The organism is Mycobacterium saskatchewanense (assembly GCF_010729105.1).
Classification (GTDB): Bacteria; Actinomycetota; Actinomycetes; order Mycobacteriales; family Mycobacteriaceae; genus Mycobacterium; species Mycobacterium saskatchewanense.
Genome location: NZ_AP022573.1, coordinates 2,302,671 through 2,328,452 on the forward strand (window position 1 = coordinate 2,302,671; position 25,782 = coordinate 2,328,452).

The window sequence follows — 25,782 nt, forward strand, 5'->3', positions numbered from 1 at the left end:
CCCAAGCACGCGCGATTAACCCCGCGCCTTGGCCCGCGACCGGCTGCGGGCCCGGCTTGTCGCGTCCAGTTCCACCTTGCGCACCCGGACGATCTCCGGGGTCACCTCGACGCATTCGTCCTGGGCGCAGAACTCCATCGCCTGCTCCAGGTCGAGCTCGAGCGGCTTGGCCAGGGTCTCGATGACGTCCGCGGTCGACGACCGCATGTTGGTGAGCTTCTTCTCCCGGGTGACGTTGATGTCGAGGTCCTCCGCGCGCGGATTGATCCCGACGACCATGCCCTCGTAGGTGTCCTGGCCGGGCTCCACGAAGAACTGGCCCCGGTCGGCCAGCTGAATCAGCGCGAACGGCGTGATGGTGCCGGCGCGGTCGGAGACCAGCGACCCGGTGTGGCGGGCACGGATTTCCCCCGCCCACGGCCGGTAGCCGTCGAACACCGCGTTCGCGATCCCGGTGCCGCGGGTGATGGTCAAGAAGTCGGTGCGGAATCCGATCAGGCCGCGGCTGGGAACGATGAAATCCATCCGCACCCAGCCGGCCGCGTGGTTGGCCATCTCCTCCATGCGCCCCTTGCGGGCGGCCATCAGCTGGGTGATCGCGCCGACGAACTCCTCGGGGCAGTCGATCGTCATCGCCTCGTACGGCTCGTGCAGCTTGCCGTCGATCGTGCGGGTCACCACCTGCGGCTTGCCGACCGTCAGCTCGAAGCCCTCCCGGCGCATCGTCTCCACCAGCACAGCCAGGGCGAGCTCCCCGCGGCCCTGCACCTCCCAGGCGTCGGGCGCGCCGATGTCGACGACCCGGATCGACACGTTGCCCACCAGCTCGGTGTCCAGCCGGTTGCGGACCATGCGCGCGGTCAGCTTGTGGCCGGGCACCTTGCCTGCCAGCGGCGAGGTGTTGGTGCCGATCGTCACCGAGATCGCAGGCTCGTCGACGGTGATGCGCGGCAACGCGTGGGCATGGTCCGGGTCGGCCAGCGTGTCGCCGATCATGATTTCGGGGAAACCGGCCACGGCCACGATGTCGCCGGCCACGGCCTCGTCGGTCGCGCGGCGTTCGACGCCCTCGGTCGCGAGCAACTCGGTGATTTTGGCGTTGGTGATGACGGGCAAGCCGTCGACCTCGCGCATCCAGGCGACCTGCTGGCCCTTGCGCAGCTTGCCGTTGTAAATGCGGACCAGGGCGAGCCGGCCGAGGAACGCCGACGCGTCGAGGTTGGTCACCAGGGCTTGCAGCGGCGCCTCGGGGTCCCCCGAGGGCGGCGGGATGTGCTCCATCAGCACGTCGAACAAGGGGTCCAGGTTGTCGCCGGCGGGGATCTCGCCGTCGGCCGGCTGGATGGTGCTGGCGACCCCCGCCCGGCCGGACGCGTACAGCGTCGGCAGACCCAGGGCGTGTTCGGCGGCCTTGGCGGCCTCGTCGTCGAGGTCGGAGGCGACGTCGAGCAGCAGGTCGTGACTGGCCTCGACCACCGCGGCGATGCGCGCGTCGGGCCGATCGGTCTTGTTGACCACGAGGATGACCGGCAGGTGGGCGGCCAGCGCCTTGCGCAGCACGAACCGCGTCTGCGGCAGCGGCCCCTCGGACGCGTCGACCAGCAGCAGCACGCCGTCCACCATGGAAAGACCGCGCTCGACCTCCCCGCCGAAGTCGGCGTGGCCCGGGGTGTCGATGACGTTGATCACCGTCACGGTCCCGTCGGGGTGGTGACGGTGCACCGCGGTGTTCTTGGCCAGGATGGTGATGCCCTTTTCTTTCTCGAGGTCACCGCTGTCCATGATGCGTTCCTGGGTGTCGTCACCGCGGTGCGTCAAGGCACCGGACTGCCGCAGCATCGCATCGACCAGGGTCGTCTTGCCGTGGTCGACGTGGGCGACGATGGCGACATTACGGAAAGGCACGTCGGTGATTCTGGCAGCGGCGACCTTAGATAGCGAACCGGCAGGTGCGGCCGCGTTCCCTCGCCGTCGGCGCCTACCAGCCCCGGCGGCGCGGCGCCGACCCGACCAAATTCCCCGTTGGCCGCGGCCTCCCGACTGCGGTAGACGATGTAGGACCGGAACAGGTAGGCGGCCGGCGCGCTGAACACGTGCACCACGTCATAAGTACAAACCTCTGTTGTGATAGTCCCGACATCGGCGACCTGCAACGCGGCCGTGTGTCGGCTGCGGAGCGGCTGTGGGCAATCTATGAAGTTGTTCTCAGAGCGCTCGCCGCAGGTCCGGGAGCCAGCCGCGGTCGGCGGCCACCCAGTCCACCTCGTCCAGTTCCGCGGCCGTCACCCAGCGCAGGGCCCGGTGGTCATGCGCCAGCGGTTCACCGCGGACCAATCGGACGCGGTAGGCGCGCAGCGTCGCCGTGGCGTGCAAGAAGACGTCGGCCCCCAGGCGGTGGCCGACCACCACGTCAGGCGCCGCCAGCCCGAGTTCCTCGGCCAACTCACGAGCCAACGCTTCGGGCTCCGTCTCGCCGGGTGCGACCTTGCCGCCGGGCAACTCCCACCGCCCGGCCAGCTCGGGCGGCCGGTCGCGCTGCGCGACCAGGAGCCTGGAGCGACGGATCACGGCCCCCGCGACGACGATCTGGGTCGGCATGGCCAGTGACGGTATACGGTCAAGACATGGCTGTGTTAACGGATGAGCAGGTGGACGCCGCACTGCCCGACCTCAACGGATGGGAGCGCGCCGACGGCGTCCTGCGCCGGTCGATCAAGTTCCCGACGTTTCTCGCGGGTATCGACGCGGTGCGCCGGGTGGCCGAGCACGCTGAGCGCAAGGATCATCACCCAGATATCGATATCCGTTGGCGGACAGTGACTTTCGCGCTTGTCACGCACTCGGAGGGCGGCATCACGCAGAACGACATCGACATGGCGCGCGACATCGACGGGATCGTCGGCGACTAGGGCGTGTCTGGTTGGCACCTCGCGCCTGCTGCCGAGCGCCCAGCTGCCGCTCGCGCCCGGCCGCCGAAATTGCCACAACGGTCGCACTTTCGCCGAGATCACGACCACCCGGCAATCTCGACGCCGACGAGACGCCTAGTCCCTTGCTTGACGCCCGGAGGCCGCGATCCATATCAACGTCGCCACCGCCGCCACGATGTATGCCAGGCCGGCCCAGGCCAGGTACCAGGGCCGGCTGATCTGCCAGATGTTCGGCTGCGCAAAACTCAGCAACCACGGCACGCCGATGATGGTGAACGCCAACCACCCCCAGCCCACCACCCGAGCGCCCGGGCGCCCGCGCCGAGGCCCGTGAATCGCCCACATCATGAGCGGCACCAACCACACCCAGTGGTGAGTCCACGAGATCGGGGACAACAGCAGGCCGAACAGTTCGACCACCAGCAACCTGCCCAGCCGGTCCGCGTCGTCGAGCGCGCGCCAGGCCAGGATGGCCGCGACCGCGGTGACGGCGACGGCGGCCAGCACGGCCGGACCGTAGCCGGCGTCGTGGCCCAGGATGCGCGAAATGCCGCCCCGCCATGTCTGATTGAACGAGGTGGCGATCGGCCCCACCCGGCGCGCGTCGCCCAGCAGCTGAGTGAAGTAGTACCGCGTCTGGTCACCGACGATTAGCGCCGACACCGCAATGGTCGCGGCAAACACCGCCGCCGAGGAAGCCGCCGCACCCCACCGCCGAGCGCCCACCAGGTAGACGCCGGCGATGGCCGGCGTCAGCTTGATTCCGGCCGCCGCGCCGACCAGCAGGCCCGTCAGCCACCACCGCGTGCTGTACACGGCCCAGAGCACCGCAAGCATGAGCAGCACGTTGACCTGGCCGTAATCGAACGTGCTGCGCAGGGGCTCGATCCAGATGGTGATCGCCGTCCACAGCATCGCGACGCCGCGACCGCCGACGCCCATGAGCCGCTGGCTGATCCGAACGGAGCCGTACAGCGCGGCAATCGTGGCGATCTGCCATAGGAAGGCGACGACGCCGAACGGCAGCAGGTGCAGCGGGTAGAAGACGACGGCGGCGAAGGGCGGGTAGGTGAACGGCAGCGGGAAGTCGGGCGTCTGTTCGGCGTAGACGTAGCTGTAAAGGGTGCCGGGGTGGTCGATCGCCGCAGCGCCGCCGAGGTAAACATGCAGGTCGACGAAGTTCGCCCCGTGTGGCGCCAGGTAGGTCCACGCCAGCCTGGCGGCGATGCTGGCAAGCAGCACCAGGGGCGCCGCCGCCTGCAGCGTCTCGGTGAGCCGCCGGGTTCGGGGTGCCGCCGTGGCGGCCGGGGTGGTGTCTATCCGCCCGACTTTAGCGACGCCCGCGGCGCCAGCCGCGCACCATACGCGGCGGGGGCGCTCCGCCGGGACGGTCGATAACCGCCGTCACTCGTATCGATAACGATCAAATAAATGCCACACGTGTCACTTGAGTCCCACCAGCATCAAAGTAGCTTCGGGCAGGGACCAGTCGTCGACAACCAGGGAGAGTCATGCCAACCATCTGGACTTACTTGCGAGCAACCGCCGTCGTAGTCGGTTCGTCCGCCGCGCTGCTGACGGGCGGGATCGCCCACGCCGACCCCGTGCCGGCTCCGCCGGTGCCGAACATTCCGCAGCAGCTGATCAGTTCGGCCGCCAACGCACCACAGATCCTGCAGAACCTGGCGACCGCGCTCGGCGCGACGCCGCCGGCGCCGCCGGCCACCCCGGGCATCAGCTTCCCGGGTGTGCCCTCGGCCGCCACCCCCGCCGCCCCCGCATCGGCCCCCGGCGCGCTGCCCTCCATTCCGGGGTTGACGTCGCCGACGGCACCGGCCGCGACCGCACCGACGACGCCTCAGGGTCTGCTGCCCGGCTTGCTGCAGCAGGCGCCCGCGGCGCCCGCGGCCCCGGCCGCCCCGTCGATTCCGGGTCTGCCGTCCATCCCGGGGCTTTCGGCACCGGCTGCACCCGCCACGCCGCCCGCCCCCCAGATGCCGCAGGCGAAGGTCGACATGCCGGCGTTGCCGGCGGGCCTGCCGGTCAACGTGCCGCCGCAGCTGACACTGCCCCAGGATCTGACGGCGCTGGCTACAGGCGCAGCACCGGCAGCGCCGGCAGCTCCGGCCGCAGCGCCCGCGGCCAGCCCTGCCGGGCCGATGTCGCCGTTGCTTTCGGCCATTCCCTGATCGACCCCTAAGACAGCTGAGCCACTACCCAGGACCGGAGGATTTCGTGGCAACCACTAGGTATCTGTCCAAAGGTTTGGCCGCTGTCGTCACGGCGTCGGCTGCCGCGCTCGGGATGTGCCCGAGCGCGGCGGCCGAACCGGCGGCGCCCCAGCCGAACACCCAACAACTTCCGGGCCTGCCGGCGTTATCGCAGCTGAGCCCGATCATCCAGCAAGCCGCCAGCAACCCCGGGCAGGCCACCGAGCTGCTCATGGCCGCCGCGCAAGCGTTCACTCACAACCCGACCGCGCCGTCGGAGTCCAAAACCGTTGCGGCAACGGTCAATCGGTTCGTCCAGCAGCCGGGTACGCCGGTCGCGCTGAACACGGGGCCGGAGCCGCACGTACCGGCGACCGGCATCGAACCCGGCCTGCAGTCGCACCTGCCCACGGGTATCGATCCCGCTCACGCGGCCGGCCCGGCACCCGTCGCCGCGCCACCTGCCGACGCGCCACCTGCCGACGCGCCGCCCGCGGCAGCCCCGCGCACGGCCGAGCCCGTCGCGGTGCCCGCGTCGGCACCCCCCGCGCCGGAGGCCGCACCCGCGCCCGCGCCCGAGGCCGCGCCCGCTCCAGCACCGGCACCCGCGCCGGCACCGGGTTTCGGGCCGGACGCGCCGCCCACACAGGACTTCATGTACCCCTCGATTGGCACAAATTGCCTTGCGGACGGCACCAGCGCAATCGCCACCGCGCTGTCGGTCGCTGGGCCGGCGAAGATCCCGACGCCCGGCCCAGGCCCCGGGCAGACGGCCTACGTGTTCACCGCGGTCGGCACCCCGGGCCCCGCTGAGGTGCAGAAGCTGCCGCTGAACGTCACCTGGGTCAACCTGACCACGGGCAAGTCCGGAACGGTGGCGCTCAAGCCGCGCACCGATATCAACGGCGACGGGCCGACGACATTGACCGCGATCGCCGACACCGGTTCGGGGAGCATCATGTCGACCATCTTCGGGCAGGTCACCACCAAGGAACGGCAGTGCCAGTTCATGCCCACCATCGGTTCGACGGTGGTGCCCTGACGGGTCGGCTTCGGTAGGACGGCGGCGCGCGTGTCAATTGGCACGCGCGCCGGCGTCAGTACGCCATGAAGAGGATCGCGTCGCGGTCGTACTCGAGGTTCGGGTGTGCGCTGGCGAGATGGGCCTGGGTCAGGTCGACCAGCTCGTCCTCGTCCTTGCCGACGATGGCTTCCCCGCACGGACAGTTCAGGTGTGTCTTCACGTTCCCGCCTTTCCCTTTGCTGCTGCCTTCATCTGCTTCTTGTAGGAGCGCACCTGCCCAAGCGACTGGGCGTCGACGATATCGGCGACGGAGATGTGGGTGCCGGGCTGACCGAATTCGCCGGCCGCCTCCCGCCAGCCCGTCGGCGTCACGCCGTACTGCTTGCCCAGCAGCGCCAGAAAGATCCGCGCCTTCTGCTCGCCGAAACCGGGGAGCCCCTTGAGCCGACGCAACAGTTCCTCGCCGTCGGGCTCGCCGGCGGTCCACAGTCGTGCGGCGTCACCGTCGTAGCGGTCTACGACGATCTGCGCGAGTGCCTGGATGCGCTTGGCCATCGAGCCCGGAAAGCGGTGTATGGCAGGCTTTTCCGAGCATAACGCGGCGAATTTGTCCGGGTCGTAGTCGGCGATCTCGCCGGCGTCGAAGCCGCCCATCCGGTCCGCGATCTTCTTCGGCCCCGCGAAGGCGGTCTCCATCGGCACCTGCTGGTCGTGAGCAACACGACCGAGATCCCGAGCCGCCAAGCGGTCTGCGATTTTCTTCGGCCCTCGGAACGCGACTTCGAGCGGAATCTGTTGGTCCAGAACCATCCCAACCAGGAGCGCGAAGGGATTGTCGGCCAGTAGTTGATCGGCCTCGGGCTCCTGCGCCAAGCAGAGCATCACGGTCAACGAGATTCCCTATTCTCATCGGAGAGGATCAACACCATGCCAGCAGTAAACACCGCGTGGTGACCGATGGCCACAACGCACACCCGGAAACTGTCGACACCGGTCTTGTAGCGGCTGCGGCTGTGGCCATCGGCGGCGCCTCCAGGTTGGGGCCATCTATCCCAATGCCGTTACCAATTCGCTCGAGGAGTTGGTGACTCGAAGATGTTTGGCGTCTGTCTGACCGCGATCACCCGGAGGGCCAGGGACACCGTCTGGAACTGCGTTTCCCGTTGTCCGTCGCCGTGATCGTGGACTAGCTGATGTGGCGACTTCACCGGACGAGGCCAGGGGCCATGCAGGCCCCGGGCTTCATCGGTTTGCGTTTTGTCGGGTCACTCCACGACGAAGACCGGGATCTCCCTCGTCGTCAGGGACTGCAACTCGATGTAGTGCGGATAAGCTTCGGTTCCCCTCTGCCACCACGCTTCTCGCTCAGCCCCGAATACCTCGCGTGCCTTGCCCTCGAATACCTTCTCACCATCCTGGGCCGTGACCTCGGGGTTGGCGCGGACGTTGTGGACCCAAGCCGGGTCCTTCGGGGCTCCCCCGGTAGACCCGATCATCGCGTACTGCCCGTCCTTTTCCACCCGCATCAGGGGGACGTACCGCCTCTGGCCCGACTTCGCGCCTATCACGGTGAAGAGGACGATTGGCCGGTTGAAGGTCCTCTCGTCGCCTTCACCTATCCCTTCCGTGGTGCCCTGTTCCAGTATTTGTTCGGTGTGTACTCGCACCCAATCGGTGGTGCTGAGCTGTGCTTGTTCGGTCATGCCCGCCTCAACACGTCGGCCCCCCAACGCATTCCCTCTGCCACGGCCCGGGCACAGCCGACGATTCCAGCCCCAGCGCACCACGCCGAGCGCCGCTCGTAGTGACGGGTCGTCAGGTTCGAGCCCTCGGACGGCTTCGACTTCAAGAAGGGGCCCTGTTGGGGGTGACGCAGCGGTGCCTGATCGGCCCCGGCCCTCGATGCCTTCGGGTACGCCTACCCGCTCTTGCGGCGGAACTCGCGGCGGTTCTCCACCGGGCCGTGGGCCCGAGGTTGGGCGGCGCCGGCGTTCTTGTGGTCCGATCCGCCGGACGACTTCGCCATCTTACGGTCGAGGGCTTCCTTGAACTTGCGCTTGTTGTCGTCCTCGGGTGCCGACTCGGAAGACTTCGATGCATCCATGCCCGAAGCCTAACGGCTACCGAACCCCGGGGGGCATGCCATACACGTGCGAAATCGGCAGCGTCAGCAGGACCCGCCGGTCGGTGACCATCGCCCGGCGGTAGTCGTCCCAGTCGGGGTGCTCGCCGGCGATGTTGCGATACAAGGTAATCAGGGCCTCGACGGTGTCGTCGTCGGGGGCCGCCGCGGGCGGCGTGAGCTCCGCTGTACCCTCCGCCACGGCGTACGACCAGCCGTCGTCGGCGTCGACCAGGATCGACGCCCGCGGGTCGCGGCGCAGGTTGCGCGTCTTGGCGCGCGGCTCGGTGATCGAGACCCGCAACACCAGCTCGCGCGGGTCGAAGTGGTAGCTCACGTTCGACAGCTGCGGGCGCCCGTCGCGTTTGATGGTGGCAAGCACCCCGAGCGAATTCCCGCTGATCACGGCCAATAGCTTGTCGTCGAAGACCTGGCGTCCCATGTCGAAAGCCTACGTCGCCGTTGCCGCGTTCTCGGGCGGCCTGATGGAATCGGATCATGACCAGGTACGCGGCGTTCCTGCGCGGCGTCAACGTCGGCGGAGTCAACCTCAAGATGGCCGAGGTGGCGCGCGCGCTGACCGAGGCCGGATTCACCGACGTGCGCACGATCTTGGCCACCGGCAACGTGCTGCTGGACGCGTCCGGGGGTGTCGCCGCGGTGCGCCAGAAGGCGGAATCCGCGCTGCGCGACAGCTTCGGTTACGACGCGTGGGTGCTGGTCTACGGCATCGACACAGTGCGCGCCGTCGCCGACGCTTACCCGTTCGAGCGCGAGGTCGACGGCTACCAGTCCTACGTCACGTTCGTCGCCGACGACGCGGTCCTCGATGAACTGGCCGGCCTCGCCTCGGACGCCGGTCCCGACGAGAAAATCAGCCGCGGTGACGGGGTCATCTACTGGCAGGTGCCCAAGGGCGGCACGCTGGACAGCACGATCGGCAAGACGATGGGCAAGCCGCGCTACAAGTCGTCGACGACGACGCGCAACCTGCGCACGCTGGATAAGGTGCTGCGGTGACTCCTTCGCGGCACAAGGTCGTGCTCACCGGCGTGTCCGAGACGGCGTTGCTGACGCTGCACGCCCGCGCCCGGGAGGCCCGCCGCGCGGACGCGATCCTCGACGATCCGATGGCGATCGCACTGCACGACGCGATCGAATTCGACTTCGCGAAGTTCGGTCCGACGCGCCAGGACATCGCGCTGCGTGCCTTGGCCTTCGACGCGCAGACCCGCGCCTATCTCGCGGAGCACCCCGATGCGACGGTCGTGGCGTTGGCCGAAGGCCTGCAGACCAGCTTCTGGCGGCTGGACGCGGCGGATGCCAGATTCCGTTGGCTGACCGTGGATCTGCCGGCCGTCACGGAGGTGCGCTCTCGGCTGCTGCCGGCGTCGCCACGGGTGTCGGTGTGCGCGCAATCCGCCCTGGATTACAGCTGGATGCGCTCGGTCGACGCCGCCGGGGGTGTGTTCATCACCGCCGAGGGGTTGTTGATGTACCTGCAACCCGAGCAGGCCCTGGGGCTGATCGCCGCGTGCGCCAAGACCTTTCCCGGTGGGCGCCTGCTGTTCGATCTGCCCCCGGCCCTGTTCGCGAGGGTGAACCGGTACGGCATGCGAACGTCGTTGCGCTACAAGGTGCCCCCGATGCCGTTCGCCCTGTCGGCGCGGCAGGCCGCCGAGCTGACCGACACCATCCCGGGGGTACGCGCCGTCCATGACCTCCGGTTCCCACCGGGACGCGGCCTGATCTTCAACACTCTGCTGTCGGCCGTCTACCGGACCGGCGTGCTGCACCCGCTGCGGCCGCGCCTGACGCTGCTGGAGTTCGGCTAGTCGTCGTCCGGAACGGCCTCGACGTAGCGGACCGCGTCTTCCTTGCCCAGTCCCAGGTCTCGCGCAACTCGGACATACTCGCGGGCCGCGGCCGCCATCGCCGCGTCGGTCGGATCGTAGCGAGCAACGAAAGTGCCGAAACGCCCGCGTGTTTCGATGAAGGCCGCCGATTCCAGCTCGCGGTAGGCGCGGGCAACGGTGTTGGCGGCAACGCCGAGTTGGCCGGCCAGCTCGCGGACCGTCGGCAGGCGGGTACCTGGCGGCAGCGTGCCCTCCCGCACTCCGTCGATGACCTGGTTACGGAGCTGGTCGAACAACGGCCGGCCCGCCTTGACGTCGACTCGCATCCACTCACGCAACTCCACCAGTTCAGTATCCACCCGGCCCGACTATCTTGGTGGGATGCGTGTAGCGGTGCTGAGCGGCGCGGGGATCTCCGCGGAGAGCGGCGTGCCGACGTTCCGTGACGACAAGAACGGATTGTGGGCCCGCTTCGATCCCTACGAGTTGTCCAGTACGCAAGGGTGGCGCGACAACCCCGAGCGGGTCTGGGGGTGGTACCTGTGGCGTCACTACCTGGTGGCCGAGGTTCAGCCCAACCCGGGGCACCTCGCCATCGCCGACTGGCAAAAGCACGTCGAGGTCACCGTGATCACCCAGAACGTCGACGACCTGCACGAGCGCGCCGGTAGCGCCCCAGTACACCACCTGCACGGAAGCCTCTTCGAATTCCGTTGTGCGCATTGCGGTTTGCCCTACACCGGCACGCTACCCAAAATGGCGGAGCCGGCGCTCGAGGTCGAGCCACCGGTCTGCCACTGCGGCGGCCTGATCCGGCCCGACATCGTGTGGTTCGGCGAGCAGTTGCCCGACGAGCCGTGGCAGCGCGCCGTCGAGGCGACTCAGGCCGCCGACGTGATGGTGGTGGTGGGTACCTCCGCGATCGTCTATCCGGCCGCTGGGCTCCCCGAGCTGGCCCTCTCGCGCGGCACGGCCGTCGTCGAGGTGAACCCCGAAACCACCCCGCTGTCCAAGAGCGCCACGATCAGCGTCCGCGAGACCGCCAGCCAGGCCTTGCCCGGCCTGCTCGAGCGGCTCCCCGCCCTGCTGGGGTAATGGAGACTGCGGCCGCGGCGGCGAGCACATCGAGCGTCCACGTCGCCATTTACGCCAAAACCAGGCGCTGAGCGAAAACTCGGCGAAGCGGCGAGAGTTAAGGCCGGCGTGCGCGGCCCAGCGCCAGCTCCGACACCGGCAACGGCGCCCACAACGGTAGCGTCAGCTCGCGCCGCGACGTGTCGACCTCGAAGCCGGCACCGACAATCGAGCGCTCGGTATCGCGGTGAGTGTGGCAGTTCCCGAAGAACCTGGGCCACAACGTCGCATCGGCGAGCCGCTGATACCGGCCCCGCACTCCCGCGCTCGCCACGTGCTCGAGATACCGCAACTCCCCGCCCGGGCGCAGCAGGGAGTAGAGGCGCCGCAGCACACCGTCTGGATCGCGCACCGAGCACAACACCAGCGAGCACACGATCGCGTCGAATGGATCCTCGCCGCCAAGCCCCTCCGCGCTCTGGTTGGTCACGACGATCGGGACGGGCACGGCGGCGGCCGCCGCCTCGGCTTGGGCGGCGAGCCGGGGCTCGGGTTCGACGGCCACCACCTGTTCGACCGAGTCGGGGTAGTTGACGAAGTTGGTCCCGACGCCCGCCCCGACCTCCAGCACGCGCCCGGACAGGCCGGCCAGATTCTCCCGGCGCAGGGCGCGCACCGCCTCGGTTTCGTGTGACGCGACGACGGGCCAGATCCGCGCGAAAAAGGGGTGGTCGATCTTCACCGCACCGGCCTGCGTCATTTCTGCGGATCCTTCCACCGACGATGTGTGGTCACCCACTCCGCCAACATTTGCGGCGTGGCATCTGCGTCGCAGTATCCCATTACCACCTGACCACAGAAGACCGAGCACAGCACGCTGTCGGCAAACATCTCGACCTCACCAAAGGGTAAGTGCGGCTTGGCAATCACCATCGCCGCCACCCCGTGCGCCGCGCTCCACAATCGCAGCGCGACCTTGGTCGGGTCATCGCGCTGGTAGATACCGTCGTCCATCAGCCTCCGCACGGTGGCACGCATGTACGTGAAGGCCGAACTGTCGAGTGTCGCGTCCACGCTGCTCCCCGACCGCCATTGCCCCATGGTGGCGATCCGGTAGAGCTCCGGGTTCTGCGTCGCGAACCGGACATAGGCCAGCCCCTGGGCGCGCAGCACCCCGACCGGTGACGTGTGTTCCACCAGCGCGCGCCGCATCTCGGAGTCCAGGTTTTCGAAATAGCGCGCGCACACCGCGTCCATCAGGGCTTCTTTGTCGGCGAAATGCAGGTAAATCGAGGGCGGCGTGACGCCGACGCGCTCGGCCACCGATCGAATCGATACGGAGCGGGCATGCCCGGTCTCCAGCAACAGGCCGGTGGCGGCGTCCAGGATCTCGGCACGGAGCCGCACTCCGGCACCCCGCGGGGCCCGCGCCCGGCGCAGTCCCTCGACGGGCCGGCTAACCAATTTTGGTCACCGACTCACTGATTACGCGGCCGTTATGCCGCACCGGCCCGGCGATCGGCTCGTCGGGGCCGGACGCCGGCGGCAGCCCCTCACTGATACCGAACCGCTCATGCAGCCACACCAGCGGCTTGGGCGCCCACCAGTTCCACCGGCCCATCACATGCATGAACGCCGGAACCAGCACCATTCGCACCAGCGTGGCATCGGCGAACACGGCCAGCGTCAGTCCCAGGCCGAACATCCGCATGAACGACACGTGGGCAGCGATCAGGGCGGCGAAGGACATCGACATCACCAACGCGGCGGCGGTGATCACCCGCCCGGTGCGTGCCACGCCCAGCGCGACACTTTCGTCGTTCGCGGCATGCGCCTGCGCCCCGCCCACCTTCGCCGGGCGGGCCGCGCCGGACGCGAGCCAGTACTCCCGAATCCGGGACACCAGGAACACCTCGTAGTCCATGGACAGGCCGAAGGCGATGCAGAACAGCAACACCGGCATGTTGGCCACCAGCGTGCCGCTCGGGGTGGTCCCCAGCGCCCCCAGATGCCCGTCCTGGAAGATCCACACCAGCGCACCGAACGCCGCCGTCAGCGAGAGGACGTTGCAGAGCAGCGCCTTGACCGGCAGCACCACGCTGCCGGTCAACAGGAACAGCAGGGCGAAGGTGATGGCGGCCATCAGCCCCAGTACCAGCGGAAGCCGGCCGGTCACGGCGTCGACGCTGTCGCGGTTGACCTGCGCGACGCCGGCTTTCTCGACGGCCCGCCCGGCCGGCGCGGGCACCTCGCTCAGCTGCCTGAGCTGGGCGTCGGAGGCCTGCGAGAACAGTGGTGCGGTGCTGTTGACCGTCAGGAACGCGCTGCCGTCGGCCATTCCGGTGGCGCCGGCCGGCGGCCCGACCCGATTGCCGCCGACGAACGTCCCGGTTGGCGCATTCACCGCCGACACGCCTGGGACGCGCGACAGGTCGGCCGCGTACGGGTCGAGGTCGGCCGGGCTCAGCCCCCGCGCGTCCGGGATGACGACGGGCACGGCCGTCGCGGAATCGTTGACGAAATTGGTGCGCAGTTGGTCGCCGACCTGATGCGACGACGCGGAGCGCGGTAGCACCCGGTCGTCCGGGAACCCCCACTTGACCCCGGTGAACGGGAGTCCCAGCAGCACCAGCAGCGCGATGACGGCGATGCCGATCGGCAGCCAGCGGCGCATGACGAACTTGCTCGAGCGGTACCAGAACAGCTCCTCGACGGGCTTGTGCACGGGCTCCCGCCGGCGCAGCGCCCGGCGCACGAGCCGACGCACGTCCAGCGCGTCGAGCCTCGGGCCGAGCAGCACGATGGCGGCGGGGGTGATGACGATGGACGCGGTCGCAACGAAGGCGACGGTGGCCACCCCGGCGTAGGCGAACGACTTCAAGAAGTACATCGGGAACAGGGCCGTGGCCGACATCGACAGCGCCACGGTCACCGCGGAGAACAGCACCGTGCGGCCCGAGGTGGCCATCGTCCTGATCAACGCCTCTTCCGGGCTGCTGCCGTCGGCCAACTCGTCGCGATAGCGACTGACGATCAACAACGTGTAGTCGATCGCAAGTGCCAGCCCCAGCGCTGTACTCAGGTTGAGCGCGAAGATCGAGACGTCGGTGGTGAACGTGATGAGCCGCAGCACCGTCATCGACCCGACGACGGCCAGCGCTCCGAGGGTCATCGGCAACGCCGCCGCGAGCAGACCACCGAACACCCATACGAGAACGAAAAAACTCAGCGGGATCGCGATGATCTCCATCACCAGGAGGTCTTCCTGGTTCTGCTTGTTGATCTGCGCATACTGCATCGCCGAGCCACCGGCACGGACGGCCACTCCGTCACGGTCGTGCACAAACGCGTCGGACAACTTCTGCGCGTTCTTCTGAGCGTCGTTTTCGCCGCCCTTGAGGTTGACGACGATCAGGCCCGACTTCCCGTCGGCGCTGGTCAACGTCTTCGCGGTTTGCGGCGGCGCGGTCCACGCCGAGGAGACGTTGTAAACCAGCGGCGACTGTTGGAGATCGCCGGCCAGCTCGGTGGCCACCTTGCGGGCCTGCACACTGTCGGCCCCCGACGGCGCGGTCACCAGGATCAGCAACTGCTGGCCGCTCTGCCCGAACTTGTCGGTCAGCACCCGGATCGCGCGGGCCGACTCGGAGTTCGGATCCTGGAAACCGCCCGCCGACAGACTGTCGGCGACCGGGATGCCGAAGACCGCGGCGGCGACGAAGACCAGGAATCCGATCGCGACGATGCGTCGCGGGGCGGCGATGGCCAGTCGAGCGATCCGCTGCAGCATGTCCAGCCCTTCCGCCGCCGTTGCCAAACGCGCTGGCCGCTTGCTAATTCGCGATAACTTATCAACGCTAACTTACAGGCGTCAAACAACGCCTCCCCTAAGCACGGCGACAAGCGGATCCCGGTTCAAGGCATTTTCAAACCGGCGCGACGGTAAGAGTCCGGCCAGAAAAATATGCCGCGAATAAGCCGCCGGGGCTGGGATCGCGGGCAAGACCGCGAAAAACCTACCCGCCGGTAAATTGCCATCATTTTCCGAATCGAGACTCAAAGATTCCTTAGAGGCGACCCATACGCTCAGTGTCATGTGGATCGACGACACGAGTGCCGACGTCATCAAGGCTGACTTCGAGGCCCTCTACCACGGGGACGTGTTGGTGGAAGGCCTGACGTCAGAACAGTTCGACGAGTACCAGCCACTGCCGACGGCGAGTTGAGGTAAATCATGAGCATGCTTGCACGGTTACTAATGGCCGAACCCGCCGTCAGCCGGTGGTTCCGCCGCTAGGCGACCTCACCCATAACGAAAGCCCCCCGCGCAACGCGGGGGGCTTTCGTTATGCCGACTTACTCAGCGGGGCGCCATGCGGATGGCGCCGTCCAGGCGGATAACCTCGCCGTTGAGCATCGGGTTCTCGATGATGTGCACGGCCAGAGCGCCGTACTCGTCGGGGTCGCCCAGGCGGGCGGGATGCGGCACCTGCTTGCCGAGCGATTTCTGCGCCTCCTCCGGCAGCGAGCCCAGCAACGGCGTCTTGAACAACCCGGGCGCGATGGTCACCACCCGAATCAGCTCGCGGGACAGGTCGCGCGCGATCGGCAGGGTCATGCCGACCACTCCGCCCTTGGAGGCCGAGTAGGCGGCCTGGCCGATCTGGCCGTCGAACGCAGCGACCGAGGCGGTGTTGATGATGACGCCCCGCTCCTCACCGAGCGGCTCCGTCTTGGCGATGCGCTCGGCCGCCAGCCGCAACACGTTGAACGTGCCGATCAGGTTGACCTCCACGACCTTCCGGAACCCCGCCAGCGGGAAAGGGCCGTCCTTGGACAGCGTCTTGATGGCGTTACCGATGCCGGCACAGTTGACGTTGATCCGCACCGGGCCCAGCGACTCGGCAGTGTCCAGGGCCTTGGTGACGCCGGCCTCGTCGGTCACGTCGGTCTGCGCGAAGTGCGCGCGGTCGCCGAGTTCGCGAACGGCCTCTTCGCCCCGCAGGTCCAGCACCACCACTTGAGCGCCGGCGTCCAGGAGCCGCTTGGTGGTGGCCAGGCCCAGGCCTGACGCGCCCCCGGTGACGACTGCTACGGCGTCTCTGATCTCCATCCGAACCCTTCCCAATCCAGCCAACCAGTTGGTTGGTGACTATACCCAGTCGCTCAGGACCGCTTCGATGTCGGCTGCCGGCGCCGCCGGCCGCGGGGTCTCCGGCGCGGTGCGGGAGAACCGCGGCGCGGGCAGCGGCTGCAGGCCGCCGTTCACCTCGTAGAAGGTGTTGCGCTCGGTGATGTGCGGTTCGGTCTGTACCTCGCCGAACGCCAGCACCGGCGTCACGCATGCGTCGGAATCGGCGAACACCTTGGCCCAGTGGTCGCGATCGTGCTTGGCGAAGGTCTCGGTCAGAGCGGCCCGCAACTCGGGCCAGCGGGCGACGTCGTTCTGCGCGGGCAGCTGGGCGCCCTCGAGCCCCAGGCCGGCGAGCATGGCCGCATAGAACTGCGGCTCGATGGCGCCGACGGCGACGTAGCGGCCGTCGGCGCACTCGTAGGTGTCGTAGTACGGCGCGCCGCCGTCAAGCATGTTGGTGCCCCGGACGTCGGACCACAGTCCGGAGGCACGCATCTGCCACATCATCTGGATCAGCACGCTGGAGCCGTCGACCATCGCGGCGTCGATGACCTGACCCTTGCCGGAGACCTGCCGTTCCCACAACGCCGAGAGGATGCCGACCAACAGGAACATCGAGCCACCGCCGAAGTCGCCGACCAGGTTCAGCGGCGGAACCGGCCGCTCGTTCGCCCGGCCGATGGCGTGCAGGATCCCGTTGAGCGAGATGTAGTTGATGTCGTGGCCGGCTTGCTGACTGCGCGGGCCGGCCTGCCCCCAGCCGGTCATCCGCGCGTAGATCAGCCGGTCGTTGACCTCGGCGCACTGCTCGGGGCCGAGGCCGAGCCGCTCGGTGACGCCGGGCCGGTAGCCCTCGATCAACACGTCGGCCTTGGCCACGAGCGCGAGGACGAGTTTGCGGCCCTCCTCGGATTTGAGGTCGGCGGTCACGATGCGCCGGTTGCGCAGCATCGCGTCCTTCACGGCGCCGCTGGGCCCCTTCGAAGGACGGTCGATGCGAACCACGTCCGCGCCGAGATCTCCCAGGATCATCGCGGCATGCGGACCGGGACCGATGCCAGCCAACTCGACAACCCGCAGCCCATTCAACGGTCCAGCCATGATGTTCCGACCTTTCGTCCGCACCGACGTCGTTGGCATCTTCTCAGCCGCGGTCGACGGCCGCGCAGCCCGGTCACCTAATCTGAGGCCCATGCCGGATTCTGGAATCGCCACCCTTGCACCCGTCGCGGGCCTCGACGTCACGCTGACCGACGGCGTGCTGTCGGTGACCATCAACCGCCCGGACAGCCTGAATTCGCTGACCGTTCCGGTGATCACCGGGATCGCCGATGCGATGGAACGCGCTGCCACCGACCCGGACGTCAGGGTGGTCCGCCTCGGCGGGGCCGGCCGCGGCTTCTGCTCCGGGGCGGGCATCAGCGCCGACGACACGTCCACGGGCGGCGGCATCCCGCCGGACGACATCGTCCTGGAGATCAACCGGCTCATCCGCGCCATCGCCGCGCTGCCGCACCCGGTGGTGGCCGCCGTCCGGGGCCCGGCGGCCGGCGTGGGCGTATCGCTCGCCCTGGCATGTGACGTGGTGTTGGCTTCGGACGCAGCGTTTTTCATGCTTGCCTTCACGAAGATCGGGCTGATGCCCGACGGCGGCGCGTCGGCGTTGGTCGCGGCCGCGGTCGGCCGCATCCGCGCGATGCGGATGGCCCTGCTGCCCGAGCGGTTGCCGGCCGCCGAGGCGCTCTCGTGGGGCCTGGTCACCGCGGTCTACCCCGCGGATGGCTTCGACGCCGAGGTGGACAAGGTGGTCGGCAGGCTGTTGGCGGGTCCGGCGGTGGCGTTCGCCAAGACCAAACACGCCATCAACGCGGCCACGCTCACCGAATTGGATCCGGCCCTGGAGCGCGAGTTCGAGGGGCAGACACGCCTCTTGGTGTCGCACGATTTCAAAGAGGGCACCACCGCCTTCCAGGAACGCCGCGCGCCGAACTTCGCCGATCGCTGAGTTCCCACGCTTACCGGTGGGCAGAGGCGGTAACCCCTCCTTGACGTCGGATCCCTACGACTGACCCGCGAGGAACGGAGAACCGATGGCTCAACAGGTGCGCTGCCTGGTGACCGGGGCGACCGGTTACATCGGCGGCCGGCTCGTGCCGCGACTGCTGGACGAGGGCCATCAGGTTCGCGCGCTGGCCCGCACGCCGGACAAGTTGGCCGGCGTGCCGTGGCGAGACCGGGCGGAGGTCGCCCGGGGCGACCTGGGCGACGCCGATTCGCTGGTCGCGGCGTTCGACGGCATCGACGTCGTGTACTACCTGGTTCACTCGATGGGCTTGGCGAAGGATTTCGCCGACGAGGAGGCTCGCTCGGCCCGCAACGTCGTGACGGCCGCGTCGCGCGCCGGGGTGCGCCGGGTGGTGTACCTGAGTGGGCTGCATCCCGAGGGTCGCAGACTGTCGCCGCACCTCGAGTCGCGCCGGGCCGTCGGCGAGGCCCTCATCGACTCCGGGATCGAGACCGTCGTGCTGCAGGCGGGGGTCGTCGTCGGCTCGGGCTCGGCTTCGTTCGAGATGATCCGCCACCTGACCGACCGGTTGCCGGTGATGACCACGCCGAAATGGGTGCACAACAGGATCCAGCCGATCGCGGTGCGCGACGTGCTGCATTACCTGGTCGCCGCGGCGACGGCACCCGTCCCGTCCTCGCGGACGTGGGACATCGGCGGCCCCGACGTCCTCGAATACGGCGACATGATGCGGGTTTACGCCGACGTGGCGGGGCTGGGCAGGCGCCACCTGATCGTGCTGCCGTTCTTGACGCCGACGATCGCCAGCCTCTGGATCGGTGCGGTCACCCCGATCCCGCCGGGGCTGGCACGGCCACTGATCGAGTCGCTGGAATGCGATGCGGTGATGCGCAACCACGACGTCGACAGCATCATCGAACCGCCGCCCGGCGGCCTGATCGCATATCGGCGCGCCGTCGAGTTGGCGCTCGACCGGGCCAAACGCGGGCTGCCCGACGCCACCTGGTCCTCGCTGCGGACCGAACCGGCCGCAGCGCTGCCCAGCGACCCCGACTGGGCCGGCGAAATCGTCTACACCGACGAGCGGTCGGCAACCACCTCCGCCCCGCCCGAGGAGGTCTGGAAGGCCGCGGAGGATGCCGTCAGGTCCCGGCCGGTCTTCCAGGTCCAGGAGCGCGCGGCAGGAACCCTGTTGCGGCTGCGCTCCACCCGGAGGGCGCCGGGACGGGAATGGCTCGAGATCACCGTCGCGCCGCAGGACGGTCACGGCACCCGGTACACCCAGCGCTCCATTTTCCTGCCGAGCGGCGTGCCCGGCCGGGCGTACTGGTTCTTCGCGCGCCCGGCCCACACCGCCGCGATGCGGGCGCTGACCCGCGAGGTTGTCGGTTCGACCGGATAGCAGGCGTCAGACCCCGAACATCGGGGGCAGCACCAGCACCATGATCAGGCCCCACACCAGGTGCGTGAGCATCGGCGCCAGGACACCACCGGTCGCCCGGCGCTCGAATGCGCACACCGTTCCCAAGATGATCGCGGCGAAGCCCAGCATGGGGTTGCCGCTGGCGAGCGTCGCGCACGTGTAGAGGACGGTCGAAATGACGACGGGGTGGTAGCGCCCCAGGGCGGTGTAGAGCGCGCCGCGAAAGAACACTTCCTCGGCGACGCCATTGACGAGGGTGATCACCACGATCACCGGGTACCACCCGTGGTGCGCGTAGAGCAGCACCCGGGTGATCAGCTCCGCGACCGGCGTGATCTGCCGGACGATCAGCCCGCCGACGACGAAAGCTCCGCCCAGCAGCAGGCCGACCGTCGTCCCGGTGATGACCGGTCGCTGGTTGCGGCCGCGCCAGCAGATGCCGCCCAGGTGCAGGGGGCCCGAGACGAAGCCGCCGGCGAACCACACCCCCGCCAGCGCAAGCGTCAGCCAGTAGAAGGTCGACTCGCCCGGATGGACCCGCAGCGAACAGCCCAGCACAGCCGCGCCGATGACAAGGGTGGCTACGACAATGACGCGTCGTCGTCGCACCACGCCGGGCGGCTCGTTGTGCCGGGGGGCGACATTGGTCGCCGCGCGCCACAACTCGGCCAGGGCGCTGCCGTGGACCGGTGTGGTGGACCCGCTCACGCCGACCACACCTTCGCGTTCAGGGCAAACAGGATGTCCAGGCCGGTCCGCAGCGCGCCGGCGAGCGGACCCGGGACGCTGTTGACCAGCCGCAGCGTCGGACGCGCGATGGGTGGGGTGAAGGCGCGGGCGAGGCGCCGGATCCGCAGGGCGTCGCCGCCCGACCAGGCGGGATCGGTGTCGGCCAGGTGGTGTGGGTCGGTGAGCGCGTTGACCGGCCGCGGCCTGCGGCTCGACCCCTCGAGCGCCAGCGCGATCGCGTCATCCACGCCGAGCAGCCCCCCGGGCGGATCGGGCACCTTGTCGCGCAGGCCGCTGACCGACGCCACCATCGGGTGGTCCAGCGACTCGACGAGGTCCCCGGCCAGGCCAGCGGGCACCGGCAACGCGACCTTCGTCACCAGCGACGCCAGCGCGGTGTCGATCCTGCCGACCGGCAAATCGGCGTGCCACCTGCCGGAGACCCGCGCGTAGGCCCTGAGCAGCGCGCGGTAGGACGTTGTCGCCGGACCGGAGATGTCGTAGGCGCCGGCGGGCACCTTCTCGGGATCCGCGGCGGCGACGAGATAGTGCAGCACGTCGCGGATCGAGATGGGATCGATTGGGTTGTCCATCCAGCTCGGGGTCGGGATGAGCGGGAACCGGTCGCCGACGTACCGCATCATCTCGAACGACGTGGAGCCGGCGCCGATGATGATCGCCGCGCCCAGCCACACCAGTTCCGGGCCGCCCTCGACCGTCAGCGCCTCGGCGACCTCGGCCCGGCTGCTCAGATGCGTCGACAGCGCCCCGCCGGCGGGAACGAAGCCGCCGAGGTAGACGATGCGCCGCACCCCGGCGTCCCGGGCAGCGAGCGCGACGTTGGTGGCGGCGGCCCGGTCGGCCTCGCGAAAGCCCGGCTGGCCGATCGCGTGGACCAGGTAATACACGACGTCGACCGGACCGGCCGCGGCGAAGGCGGCGCGTGCCGACGCCGCGTCGGACGCGTCGAGGGCGGCCGGGATGACGTCGTCGTACCAGCCGAACCGCCTGAGGCGCTGCGGCTTTCGCGTCGCCGCGAATACTTGGTGCCCGTCGGCGAGAAGCTCGGTGACCAGCCGCGATCCCACGTAGCCGGTGGCGCCGGTAACAAGAATCCGCATGCCCCGACCCTAGCGGCAGGATCCATTCTGTGACGGCCGGCACGTGAGATGGCTGCACCGCGGTTGGTTGATGGAGGAGATCAACGGGGGCAGTCCCGCGGGGATAACCACCGCAACGCTGACAGCGCAAACCTCGGCAACGAACCAGTCCGTCGAACCCGTCCGTCGCGGGGTCGCCGTCACATTCCCGCCCCAACGGGTACACGCAAGACGAAGCCATTAGCGCGCGGACTCCCGGCGACGTCTCGACGTGGGTGTGCCACACTGCCCGACCCAAGGCGATCGACGTCGTCGAAGCAGTGCTGGACCTGCCCGCCGACGCCCTGGAGCACACGAGAAACTCGTTGCGCCAGCACGGCAACCCGTCGTCGGTGTCGCTGCTGGACGTGTTGCGGTCTCAGCTGACCGACCCGCCCGCCGAGGGCTCCACCGGGCTGATGATCGCAATGGGCCCCGGCTTTTGCTACCGAACTCGTACTGCTCGGCTGGTCACGCTGGTGGACACTGTAGGCATGTATTACCTGCTGATCTTCGCGGTCGCGCTCGAGCGCGTCGCGGAGCTGGTGGTGGCCAAGCGCAACGCCCGGTGGTCTTTCGCCCGGGGTGGCAAGGAGTTCGGTCAATCCCACTACCCGGTGATGGTCGTCCTGCACACCGCGCTGCTGCTCGGCTGCGTCATCGAGCCCTTGGCGCTACACCGGCCGTTCATTCCGTGGCTGGGCTGGCCGATGCTCGCCATCGCGGCGCTGAGCCAGCTGTTGCGCTGGTGGTGCATCACCACGCTGGGTCCGCGGTGGAACACACGGGTGATCGTCGTCCCCGATGCGCCGCTGGTGCAAGGCGGCCCCTACCGATGGATTCACCATCCGAACTACGTTGCGGTGGTGGCTGAGGGGTTCGCGCTGCCGCTGATACACACCGCATGGCTGACCGCGGTCATCTTCACGCTGGCGAACGCGATGCTGCTGAGGGCGCGCATAAACGTGGAGAATTCGGCGCTGGGCTACGCATGACGGACTACGACGCCGATCTGTTGATCGTCGGCGGCGGCCCCGGCGGCCTCGCCGCGGCGTTGAACGCCCGCCGGCACGGGCTTTCGGTGATCGTCGTCGACCCCCGCGAGGGCCCCATCGACAAGGCGTGCGGCGAGGGCCTGATGCCCGGTGGACTGGCCGAGCTGACCTCGCTCGGCGTCGACCCGGCCGGCATGCCGCTGCGCGGCATCGCCTACGTGAGCGAGGACCGCCGGGCGAGTGCCCGGTTTCGCGGCGGTCCGGGCAGAGGGGTGCGACGCACGACGCTGCACGCCGCGCTGGCCGCGCGCGCGAAAGAGCAAGACACCGAATGGATCCGGGACCGGGTGACCACCGTTCGGCAGGACGCGCACGGGGTCGCGGCGGCGGGTGTGCACGCCAAATGGATGGTGGCGGCCGACGGGCTGCATTCCCCGGTACGCCGGGCGCTGGGCATTAAGGCCACGGCCGGGACCCCGCGCCGCCACGGCGTGCGGTGGCACTTCAAGGTCCCCGCGTGGTCGGAGTTCGTCGAGGTGCACTGGTCACGCTTGGGCGAGGCGTACGTAACGCCCGTGGAGCCGGACCTGGTAGGCGTGGCTATATTGTGCGCCGGGCGGCCCGACCTCGCCTGGTTTCCCTGGCTGTCCCGCCACTTGCAGGGCGCGCCCCGCGGGCAGGCGCGCGGCTGCGGCCCACTGCGTCAGGTGGTCTCGCGCCGCGTCGCGGGACGGGTGTTGCTGGTGGGCGACGCGGCCGGTTACGAGGACGCCCTCACCGGCGAGGGCGTCAGTCTCGCCGTCAAGCAGGCAGCAGCGGCGATCGATGCCATCGTCAACGACGCACCGTCGTCGTATGAGGCTGCGTGGCAACGGGTTACGCGCAAATACCGATTACTCACCCGGGGGCTGGTGCTGGCCAGCGCGCCACCGGCGGCGCGGCGCGCCATCGTGCCCGCGGCCGCCGCGCTACCGCCCGTGTTCCGGTGGGGCGTGAACACGCTGGCGCGCTAGCTGTTCCGCACCGCGAGCAGACGCAAAAGCCGTCCACGGCTCGGCGTGTCGCGGGCTCTTGCGTCTGCTCGCGCCCTTTAGCGGGCCTTCCAGACCGGTTCGCGTTTTTCGGCGAACGCCAAGGGGCCTTCCCTGGCGTCCTCCGACCTCATCAGGGTGCGCATCTCGTGCACGGTGCGCTCCCATCCCGGTTCGTCAGCGGTGATGACGCCGTCGTCGACGCCATAGGCAATGCGCTTGCTGGCCTGCACCGACAACGGCGCGTTGACGGTCACCCGTCCGGCCAGCGCCAGCGCGGCATCGAGCGCGGAGCCGTCTTCGACGACCTGGTTGATCAGGCCCCACCTGAGGGCATCCGGCGCGCTGAGCGGTTCACCCGTCATCAGCAGTTCGAGCGCCACCTTGCGGGGCAGCTGATCCACGATCCTGAAGACGCCGCCCGCGGCCGCGATCAGCCCCCGCTTGACCTCCGGCAGACCGAAGCTGGCGTTTGTCGCGGCCACCACCAGGTCGCTGGCCAGCGCGATCTCGGTGCCGCCACCGAGCGCGGCGCCGTTGACCGCGGCGATGGTCGGCTTGTCGATGAAGTGGCGCACGTAGCCGGCGAAGCCCCACTCGGCGTGATCGGGGTGGTAGATATTCTCGCGGCGCGCGATCGCCTTGAGGTCGGCCCCCGCGCAGAACGACTTGTCGCCCGCGCCGGTGATCACCACGGCACGCACGTCGGGGTCGCGCTGGGCCTCGTCCAGCGCGACCCCGACGCCGATGCTCACTGCCGCGTTGATCGCGTTACGAGCTTCGGGGCGGTTGATCGTGATGACCATGACGTTGCCGCGGCGTTCGGCCAGCACAGCCGGCTGACCGTTCCCGGCTTGCGTCACAGCAGTTCGACGATGGTCGCGTTGGCCTGCCCGCCGCCCTCGCACATGGTCTGCAGTCCGTAGCGAATCCCCTTGTCCCGCATGTGGTACAGCAGAGTGGTCATCAACCGCGCACCCGAGCCACCGAGCGGGTGGCCCAGCGCGATGGCGCCGCCGTTGGGGTTGAGCTTCTTCTCATCGGCGCCGATCTCCTTGAGCCACGCCAGCGGTACCGGGGCGAACGCCTCGTTGACCTCGTAGGCCCCGATATCGCCGATGGAAAGGCCCGACTTCTTCAGCACCTTCTGCGTCGCGGGGATCGGCGCGGTCAGCATGATCACGGGGTCGGCGCCGGCCAGCGTCGCGGTGTGCACCCTGGCGATCGGCTTGAGCCCCAACGACTTCGCCTTCTCGGCCGACATGAACAGGAGGGCCGCCGAGCCGTCGGAGATCTGCGAGGAGTTTCCGGCGTGGATGACGCCGTCCTCCTTGAACGCCGGCTTCAGCGACGCCATCTTCTCCATCGGCGTGCCGCGGCGAATGCCCTCGTCCTTGAGAACGACGTTCCCGTCCTGATCCTTGATGCCCACGATCTGGTCGTCGAACGCACCGGAATCCTGTGCGGCCGCCGCCTTTTCGTGCGAGCCCAGCGAGAACTCGTCGAGCGCGGTGCGGTCCAGCCCCCACTGCTCGGCGATCATCTCGGCACCGATGCCCTGATTGGGGATCCGGCCCTCGTAGCGGTCCAGGAACGTCTGCGGGTACGGCCGGCCGCCATTGGCGAGCGACGAGCCCATCGGCGTCCGCGACATCGACTCCACGCCGCCGGCAACGACGACGTCGTAGTGCCCGGCCACCACGCCGGCCGCGGCGAAGTGGATGGACTGCTGGCTGGAGCCGCACTGGCGGTCGACGGTCACGCCGGGCACGGTCTCGGGCCAGCCGGCGGCGAGCAGCGCGGTGCGGCCGATGTCGAGGGCCTGCTCACCGGCCTGCATGACGCAGCCCCAGATGACGTCGTCGACGATGCCGGGGTCGATGCCGGTCTTGTCGACCAGCCCGTTGAGGACTTGAGCGGACAGATCCGCCGGGTGTACCCCGGACAGTCCGCCGTTGCGCTTGCCGACCGGTGAGCGCACTGCCTCGACGATGACGGCTTCGGCCATGGTGTGTCTCCTTTGACGTTTGGTCTTCAGACGAAGTGGGCCTTTCGTCGATTGTCAACCAAGGGGTTGGGAGGTTTGAGG

Annotated in this window: 29 protein-coding genes and 2 pseudogenes; 12 read left to right on the plus strand and 19 right to left on the minus strand. The window is 68.9% G+C overall.

The window, feature by feature from the left end; translation table 11 throughout:
- Window positions 1-15: 15 nt before the first annotated feature.
- The 3 genes and pseudogenes from typA to G6N56_RS10525 all read right to left on the minus strand — a co-directional run bounded on the left by typA (window position 16) and on the right by G6N56_RS10525 (window position 2,598).
- Window positions 16-1,905, minus strand: a complete 1,890-nt coding sequence (gene typA, locus G6N56_RS10515; RefSeq protein WP_085258223.1) for a translational GTPase TypA — start codon at window positions 1,903-1,905, stop codon at window positions 16-18.
- Between the two features lie 73 nt (window positions 1,906-1,978).
- Window positions 1,979-2,102: pseudogene (locus G6N56_RS10520) on the minus strand (respiratory nitrate reductase subunit gamma); the annotation flags it as partial.
- Between the two features lie 103 nt (window positions 2,103-2,205).
- Complete coding sequence (locus G6N56_RS10525) at window positions 2,206-2,598, minus strand: (deoxy)nucleoside triphosphate pyrophosphohydrolase (RefSeq protein ID WP_085258224.1); 393 nt, start codon at window positions 2,596-2,598, stop codon at window positions 2,206-2,208.
- A 26-nt stretch (window positions 2,599-2,624) separates the two neighbouring features.
- Here G6N56_RS10525 and G6N56_RS10530 point away from each other — a divergent pair, with 26 nt between their 5' ends.
- Window positions 2,625-2,909: a 4a-hydroxytetrahydrobiopterin dehydratase gene (locus G6N56_RS10530; protein ID WP_085258225.1), complete on the plus strand. Its 285-nt coding sequence runs from the start codon at window positions 2,625-2,627 to the stop codon at window positions 2,907-2,909.
- 135 nt (window positions 2,910-3,044) lie between these two features.
- Here G6N56_RS10530 and G6N56_RS10535 read toward each other — a convergent pair whose 3' ends face one another.
- Window positions 3,045-4,250, minus strand: coding sequence for a mannosyltransferase (locus G6N56_RS10535; protein ID WP_085258226.1), 1,206 nt, complete (start codon window positions 4,248-4,250; stop codon window positions 3,045-3,047).
- Window positions 4,251-4,441: 191 nt separating this feature from the next.
- Here G6N56_RS10535 and G6N56_RS10540 point away from each other — a divergent pair, with 191 nt between their 5' ends.
- On the plus strand, window positions 4,442-5,119 hold the full coding sequence (locus tag G6N56_RS10540) for a hypothetical protein (protein ID WP_163645107.1): 678 nt from the start codon (window positions 4,442-4,444) through the stop codon (window positions 5,117-5,119).
- A 46-nt stretch (window positions 5,120-5,165) separates the two neighbouring features.
- Window positions 5,166-6,182 carry an Rv1157c family protein gene (locus tag G6N56_RS10545; RefSeq protein WP_085253956.1) on the plus strand — a complete coding sequence of 339 codons (1,017 nt, stop codon included), beginning with the start codon at window positions 5,166-5,168 and terminating at the stop codon, window positions 6,180-6,182.
- Between the two features lie 55 nt (window positions 6,183-6,237).
- On the opposite strand, the gene G6N56_RS10550 is transcribed toward G6N56_RS10545, so the two are convergent.
- The 5 genes from G6N56_RS10550 to G6N56_RS10570 form a co-directional block, all read right to left on the minus strand.
- Window positions 6,238-6,384, minus strand: a complete 147-nt coding sequence (locus G6N56_RS10550; protein WP_085253955.1) for a DUF1059 domain-containing protein — start codon at window positions 6,382-6,384, stop codon at window positions 6,238-6,240.
- The gene (locus G6N56_RS10555) at window positions 6,381-7,046 is read right to left on the minus strand and encodes an HhH-GPD-type base excision DNA repair protein (RefSeq protein WP_085253969.1); all 666 of its coding nucleotides are present in this window, start codon (window positions 7,044-7,046) and stop codon (window positions 6,381-6,383) included. The genes G6N56_RS10550 and G6N56_RS10555 overlap by 4 nt, the downstream gene beginning before the upstream one ends.
- Window positions 7,047-7,429: 383 nt before the next feature.
- Complete coding sequence (locus G6N56_RS10560) at window positions 7,430-7,867, minus strand: nitroreductase family deazaflavin-dependent oxidoreductase (RefSeq protein WP_085253954.1); 438 nt, start codon at window positions 7,865-7,867, stop codon at window positions 7,430-7,432.
- 215 nt (window positions 7,868-8,082) lie between these two features.
- Window positions 8,083-8,268, minus strand: coding sequence for a DUF5302 domain-containing protein (locus G6N56_RS10565; protein WP_085253953.1), 186 nt, complete (start codon window positions 8,266-8,268; stop codon window positions 8,083-8,085).
- A gap of 16 nt (window positions 8,269-8,284) precedes the next feature.
- Window positions 8,285-8,728, minus strand: coding sequence for a PPOX class F420-dependent oxidoreductase (locus G6N56_RS10570; RefSeq protein ID WP_085253952.1), 444 nt, complete (start codon window positions 8,726-8,728; stop codon window positions 8,285-8,287).
- Between the two features lie 56 nt (window positions 8,729-8,784).
- On the opposite strand from G6N56_RS10570, the gene G6N56_RS10575 reads away from it, so the two are divergent.
- Window positions 8,785-9,306 (plus strand): DUF1697 domain-containing protein, encoded by a 522-nt coding sequence (locus G6N56_RS10575; protein WP_085253951.1) that lies wholly within the window; start codon window positions 8,785-8,787, stop codon window positions 9,304-9,306.
- The gene (locus G6N56_RS10580) at window positions 9,303-10,121 is read left to right on the plus strand and encodes a class I SAM-dependent methyltransferase (RefSeq protein WP_085253950.1); all 819 of its coding nucleotides are present in this window, start codon (window positions 9,303-9,305) and stop codon (window positions 10,119-10,121) included. Before G6N56_RS10575 ends, G6N56_RS10580 begins: the two co-directional genes overlap by 4 nt.
- On the opposite strand, the gene G6N56_RS10585 is transcribed toward G6N56_RS10580, so the two are convergent.
- Complete coding sequence (locus G6N56_RS10585) at window positions 10,118-10,486, minus strand: Rv1152 family transcriptional regulator (RefSeq protein WP_085253949.1); 369 nt, start codon at window positions 10,484-10,486, stop codon at window positions 10,118-10,120. The two genes, G6N56_RS10580 and G6N56_RS10585, sit on opposite strands and share 4 nt — an antisense overlap.
- Before the next feature lie 37 nt (window positions 10,487-10,523).
- Between G6N56_RS10585 and G6N56_RS10590 the strand changes: the two genes are divergently transcribed.
- On the plus strand, window positions 10,524-11,237 hold the full coding sequence (locus tag G6N56_RS10590) for an SIR2 family NAD-dependent protein deacylase (RefSeq protein ID WP_085253948.1): 714 nt from the start codon (window positions 10,524-10,526) through the stop codon (window positions 11,235-11,237).
- Between the two features lie 97 nt (window positions 11,238-11,334).
- On the opposite strand, the gene G6N56_RS10595 is transcribed toward G6N56_RS10590, so the two are convergent.
- From G6N56_RS10595 to G6N56_RS10605, 3 genes are read right to left on the minus strand one after another with little or no spacing between them, the layout of a single operon-like run.
- Complete coding sequence (locus G6N56_RS10595) at window positions 11,335-11,976, minus strand: class I SAM-dependent methyltransferase (RefSeq protein WP_085253947.1); 642 nt, start codon at window positions 11,974-11,976, stop codon at window positions 11,335-11,337.
- Window positions 11,973-12,656, minus strand: coding sequence for a TetR/AcrR family transcriptional regulator (locus G6N56_RS10600; RefSeq protein ID WP_085253968.1), 684 nt, complete (start codon window positions 12,654-12,656; stop codon window positions 11,973-11,975). The genes G6N56_RS10595 and G6N56_RS10600 overlap by 4 nt, the downstream gene beginning before the upstream one ends.
- A 16-nt stretch (window positions 12,657-12,672) precedes the next feature.
- Window positions 12,673-15,006, minus strand: a complete 2,334-nt coding sequence (locus G6N56_RS10605) for an MMPL family transporter (protein WP_085253967.1) — start codon at window positions 15,004-15,006, stop codon at window positions 12,673-12,675.
- Window positions 15,007-15,310: 304 nt separating this feature from the next.
- Here G6N56_RS10605 and G6N56_RS29465 point away from each other — a divergent pair, with 304 nt between their 5' ends.
- Complete coding sequence (locus tag G6N56_RS29465; RefSeq protein ID WP_142280419.1) at window positions 15,311-15,442, plus strand: hypothetical protein; 132 nt, start codon at window positions 15,311-15,313, stop codon at window positions 15,440-15,442.
- Window positions 15,443-15,576: 134 nt separating this feature from the next.
- On the opposite strand, the gene G6N56_RS10610 is transcribed toward G6N56_RS29465, so the two are convergent.
- Window positions 15,577-16,329, minus strand: coding sequence for a 3-hydroxyacyl-CoA dehydrogenase (locus tag G6N56_RS10610; RefSeq protein WP_085253946.1), 753 nt, complete (start codon window positions 16,327-16,329; stop codon window positions 15,577-15,579).
- A gap of 39 nt (window positions 16,330-16,368) precedes the next feature.
- On the minus strand, window positions 16,369-17,451 hold the full coding sequence (locus G6N56_RS10615; RefSeq protein WP_085253966.1) for a CaiB/BaiF CoA transferase family protein: 1,083 nt from the start codon (window positions 17,449-17,451) through the stop codon (window positions 16,369-16,371).
- Between the two features lie 91 nt (window positions 17,452-17,542).
- On the opposite strand from G6N56_RS10615, the gene G6N56_RS10620 reads away from it, so the two are divergent.
- Together G6N56_RS10620 and G6N56_RS10625 are read left to right on the plus strand one after the other, a co-directional pair.
- The gene (locus G6N56_RS10620; RefSeq protein WP_085253945.1) at window positions 17,543-18,355 is read left to right on the plus strand and encodes an enoyl-CoA hydratase; all 813 of its coding nucleotides are present in this window, start codon (window positions 17,543-17,545) and stop codon (window positions 18,353-18,355) included.
- An 85-nt stretch (window positions 18,356-18,440) separates the two neighbouring features.
- On the plus strand, window positions 18,441-19,778 hold the full coding sequence (locus tag G6N56_RS10625) for an SDR family oxidoreductase (RefSeq protein ID WP_085253944.1): 1,338 nt from the start codon (window positions 18,441-18,443) through the stop codon (window positions 19,776-19,778).
- A 6-nt stretch (window positions 19,779-19,784) separates the two neighbouring features.
- Here G6N56_RS10625 and G6N56_RS10630 read toward each other — a convergent pair whose 3' ends face one another.
- On the minus strand, window positions 19,785-20,507 hold the full coding sequence (locus G6N56_RS10630; RefSeq protein WP_085253965.1) for a CPBP family intramembrane glutamic endopeptidase: 723 nt from the start codon (window positions 20,505-20,507) through the stop codon (window positions 19,785-19,787).
- Window positions 20,504-21,649 (minus strand): NAD(P)H-binding protein, encoded by a 1,146-nt coding sequence (locus G6N56_RS10635; protein WP_085253943.1) that lies wholly within the window; start codon window positions 21,647-21,649, stop codon window positions 20,504-20,506. Before G6N56_RS10635 ends, G6N56_RS10630 begins: the two co-directional genes overlap by 4 nt.
- A gap of 233 nt (window positions 21,650-21,882) precedes the next feature.
- On the opposite strand from G6N56_RS10635, the pseudogene G6N56_RS28635 reads away from it, so the two are divergent.
- From G6N56_RS28635 to G6N56_RS10645, 3 genes and pseudogenes are all read left to right on the plus strand, one after another.
- Window positions 21,883-22,159, plus strand: a pseudogene (locus tag G6N56_RS28635) (type III polyketide synthase); the annotation flags it as partial.
- Between the two features lie 2 nt (window positions 22,160-22,161).
- Entirely contained in the window at window positions 22,162-22,662 is a 501-nt protein-coding gene (locus tag G6N56_RS10640; RefSeq protein WP_169717509.1) for an isoprenylcysteine carboxyl methyltransferase family protein, read from the plus strand.
- Window positions 22,659-23,675, plus strand: a complete 1,017-nt coding sequence (locus G6N56_RS10645; RefSeq protein WP_085253941.1) for an NAD(P)/FAD-dependent oxidoreductase — start codon at window positions 22,659-22,661, stop codon at window positions 23,673-23,675. Before G6N56_RS10640 ends, G6N56_RS10645 begins: the two co-directional genes overlap by 4 nt.
- 77 nt (window positions 23,676-23,752) lie before the next feature.
- Here the strand turns inward: G6N56_RS10645 and G6N56_RS10650 are convergent, their stop codons facing one another.
- Window positions 23,753-24,499, minus strand: a complete 747-nt coding sequence (locus G6N56_RS10650) for a crotonase/enoyl-CoA hydratase family protein (protein ID WP_232069328.1) — start codon at window positions 24,497-24,499, stop codon at window positions 23,753-23,755.
- Window positions 24,500-24,552: 53 nt separating this feature from the next.
- Window positions 24,553-25,701 carry a thiolase family protein gene (locus G6N56_RS10655; RefSeq protein ID WP_085253939.1) on the minus strand — a complete coding sequence of 383 codons (1,149 nt, stop codon included), beginning with the start codon at window positions 25,699-25,701 and terminating at the stop codon, window positions 24,553-24,555.
- Window positions 25,702-25,782: the final 81 nt, after the last annotated feature.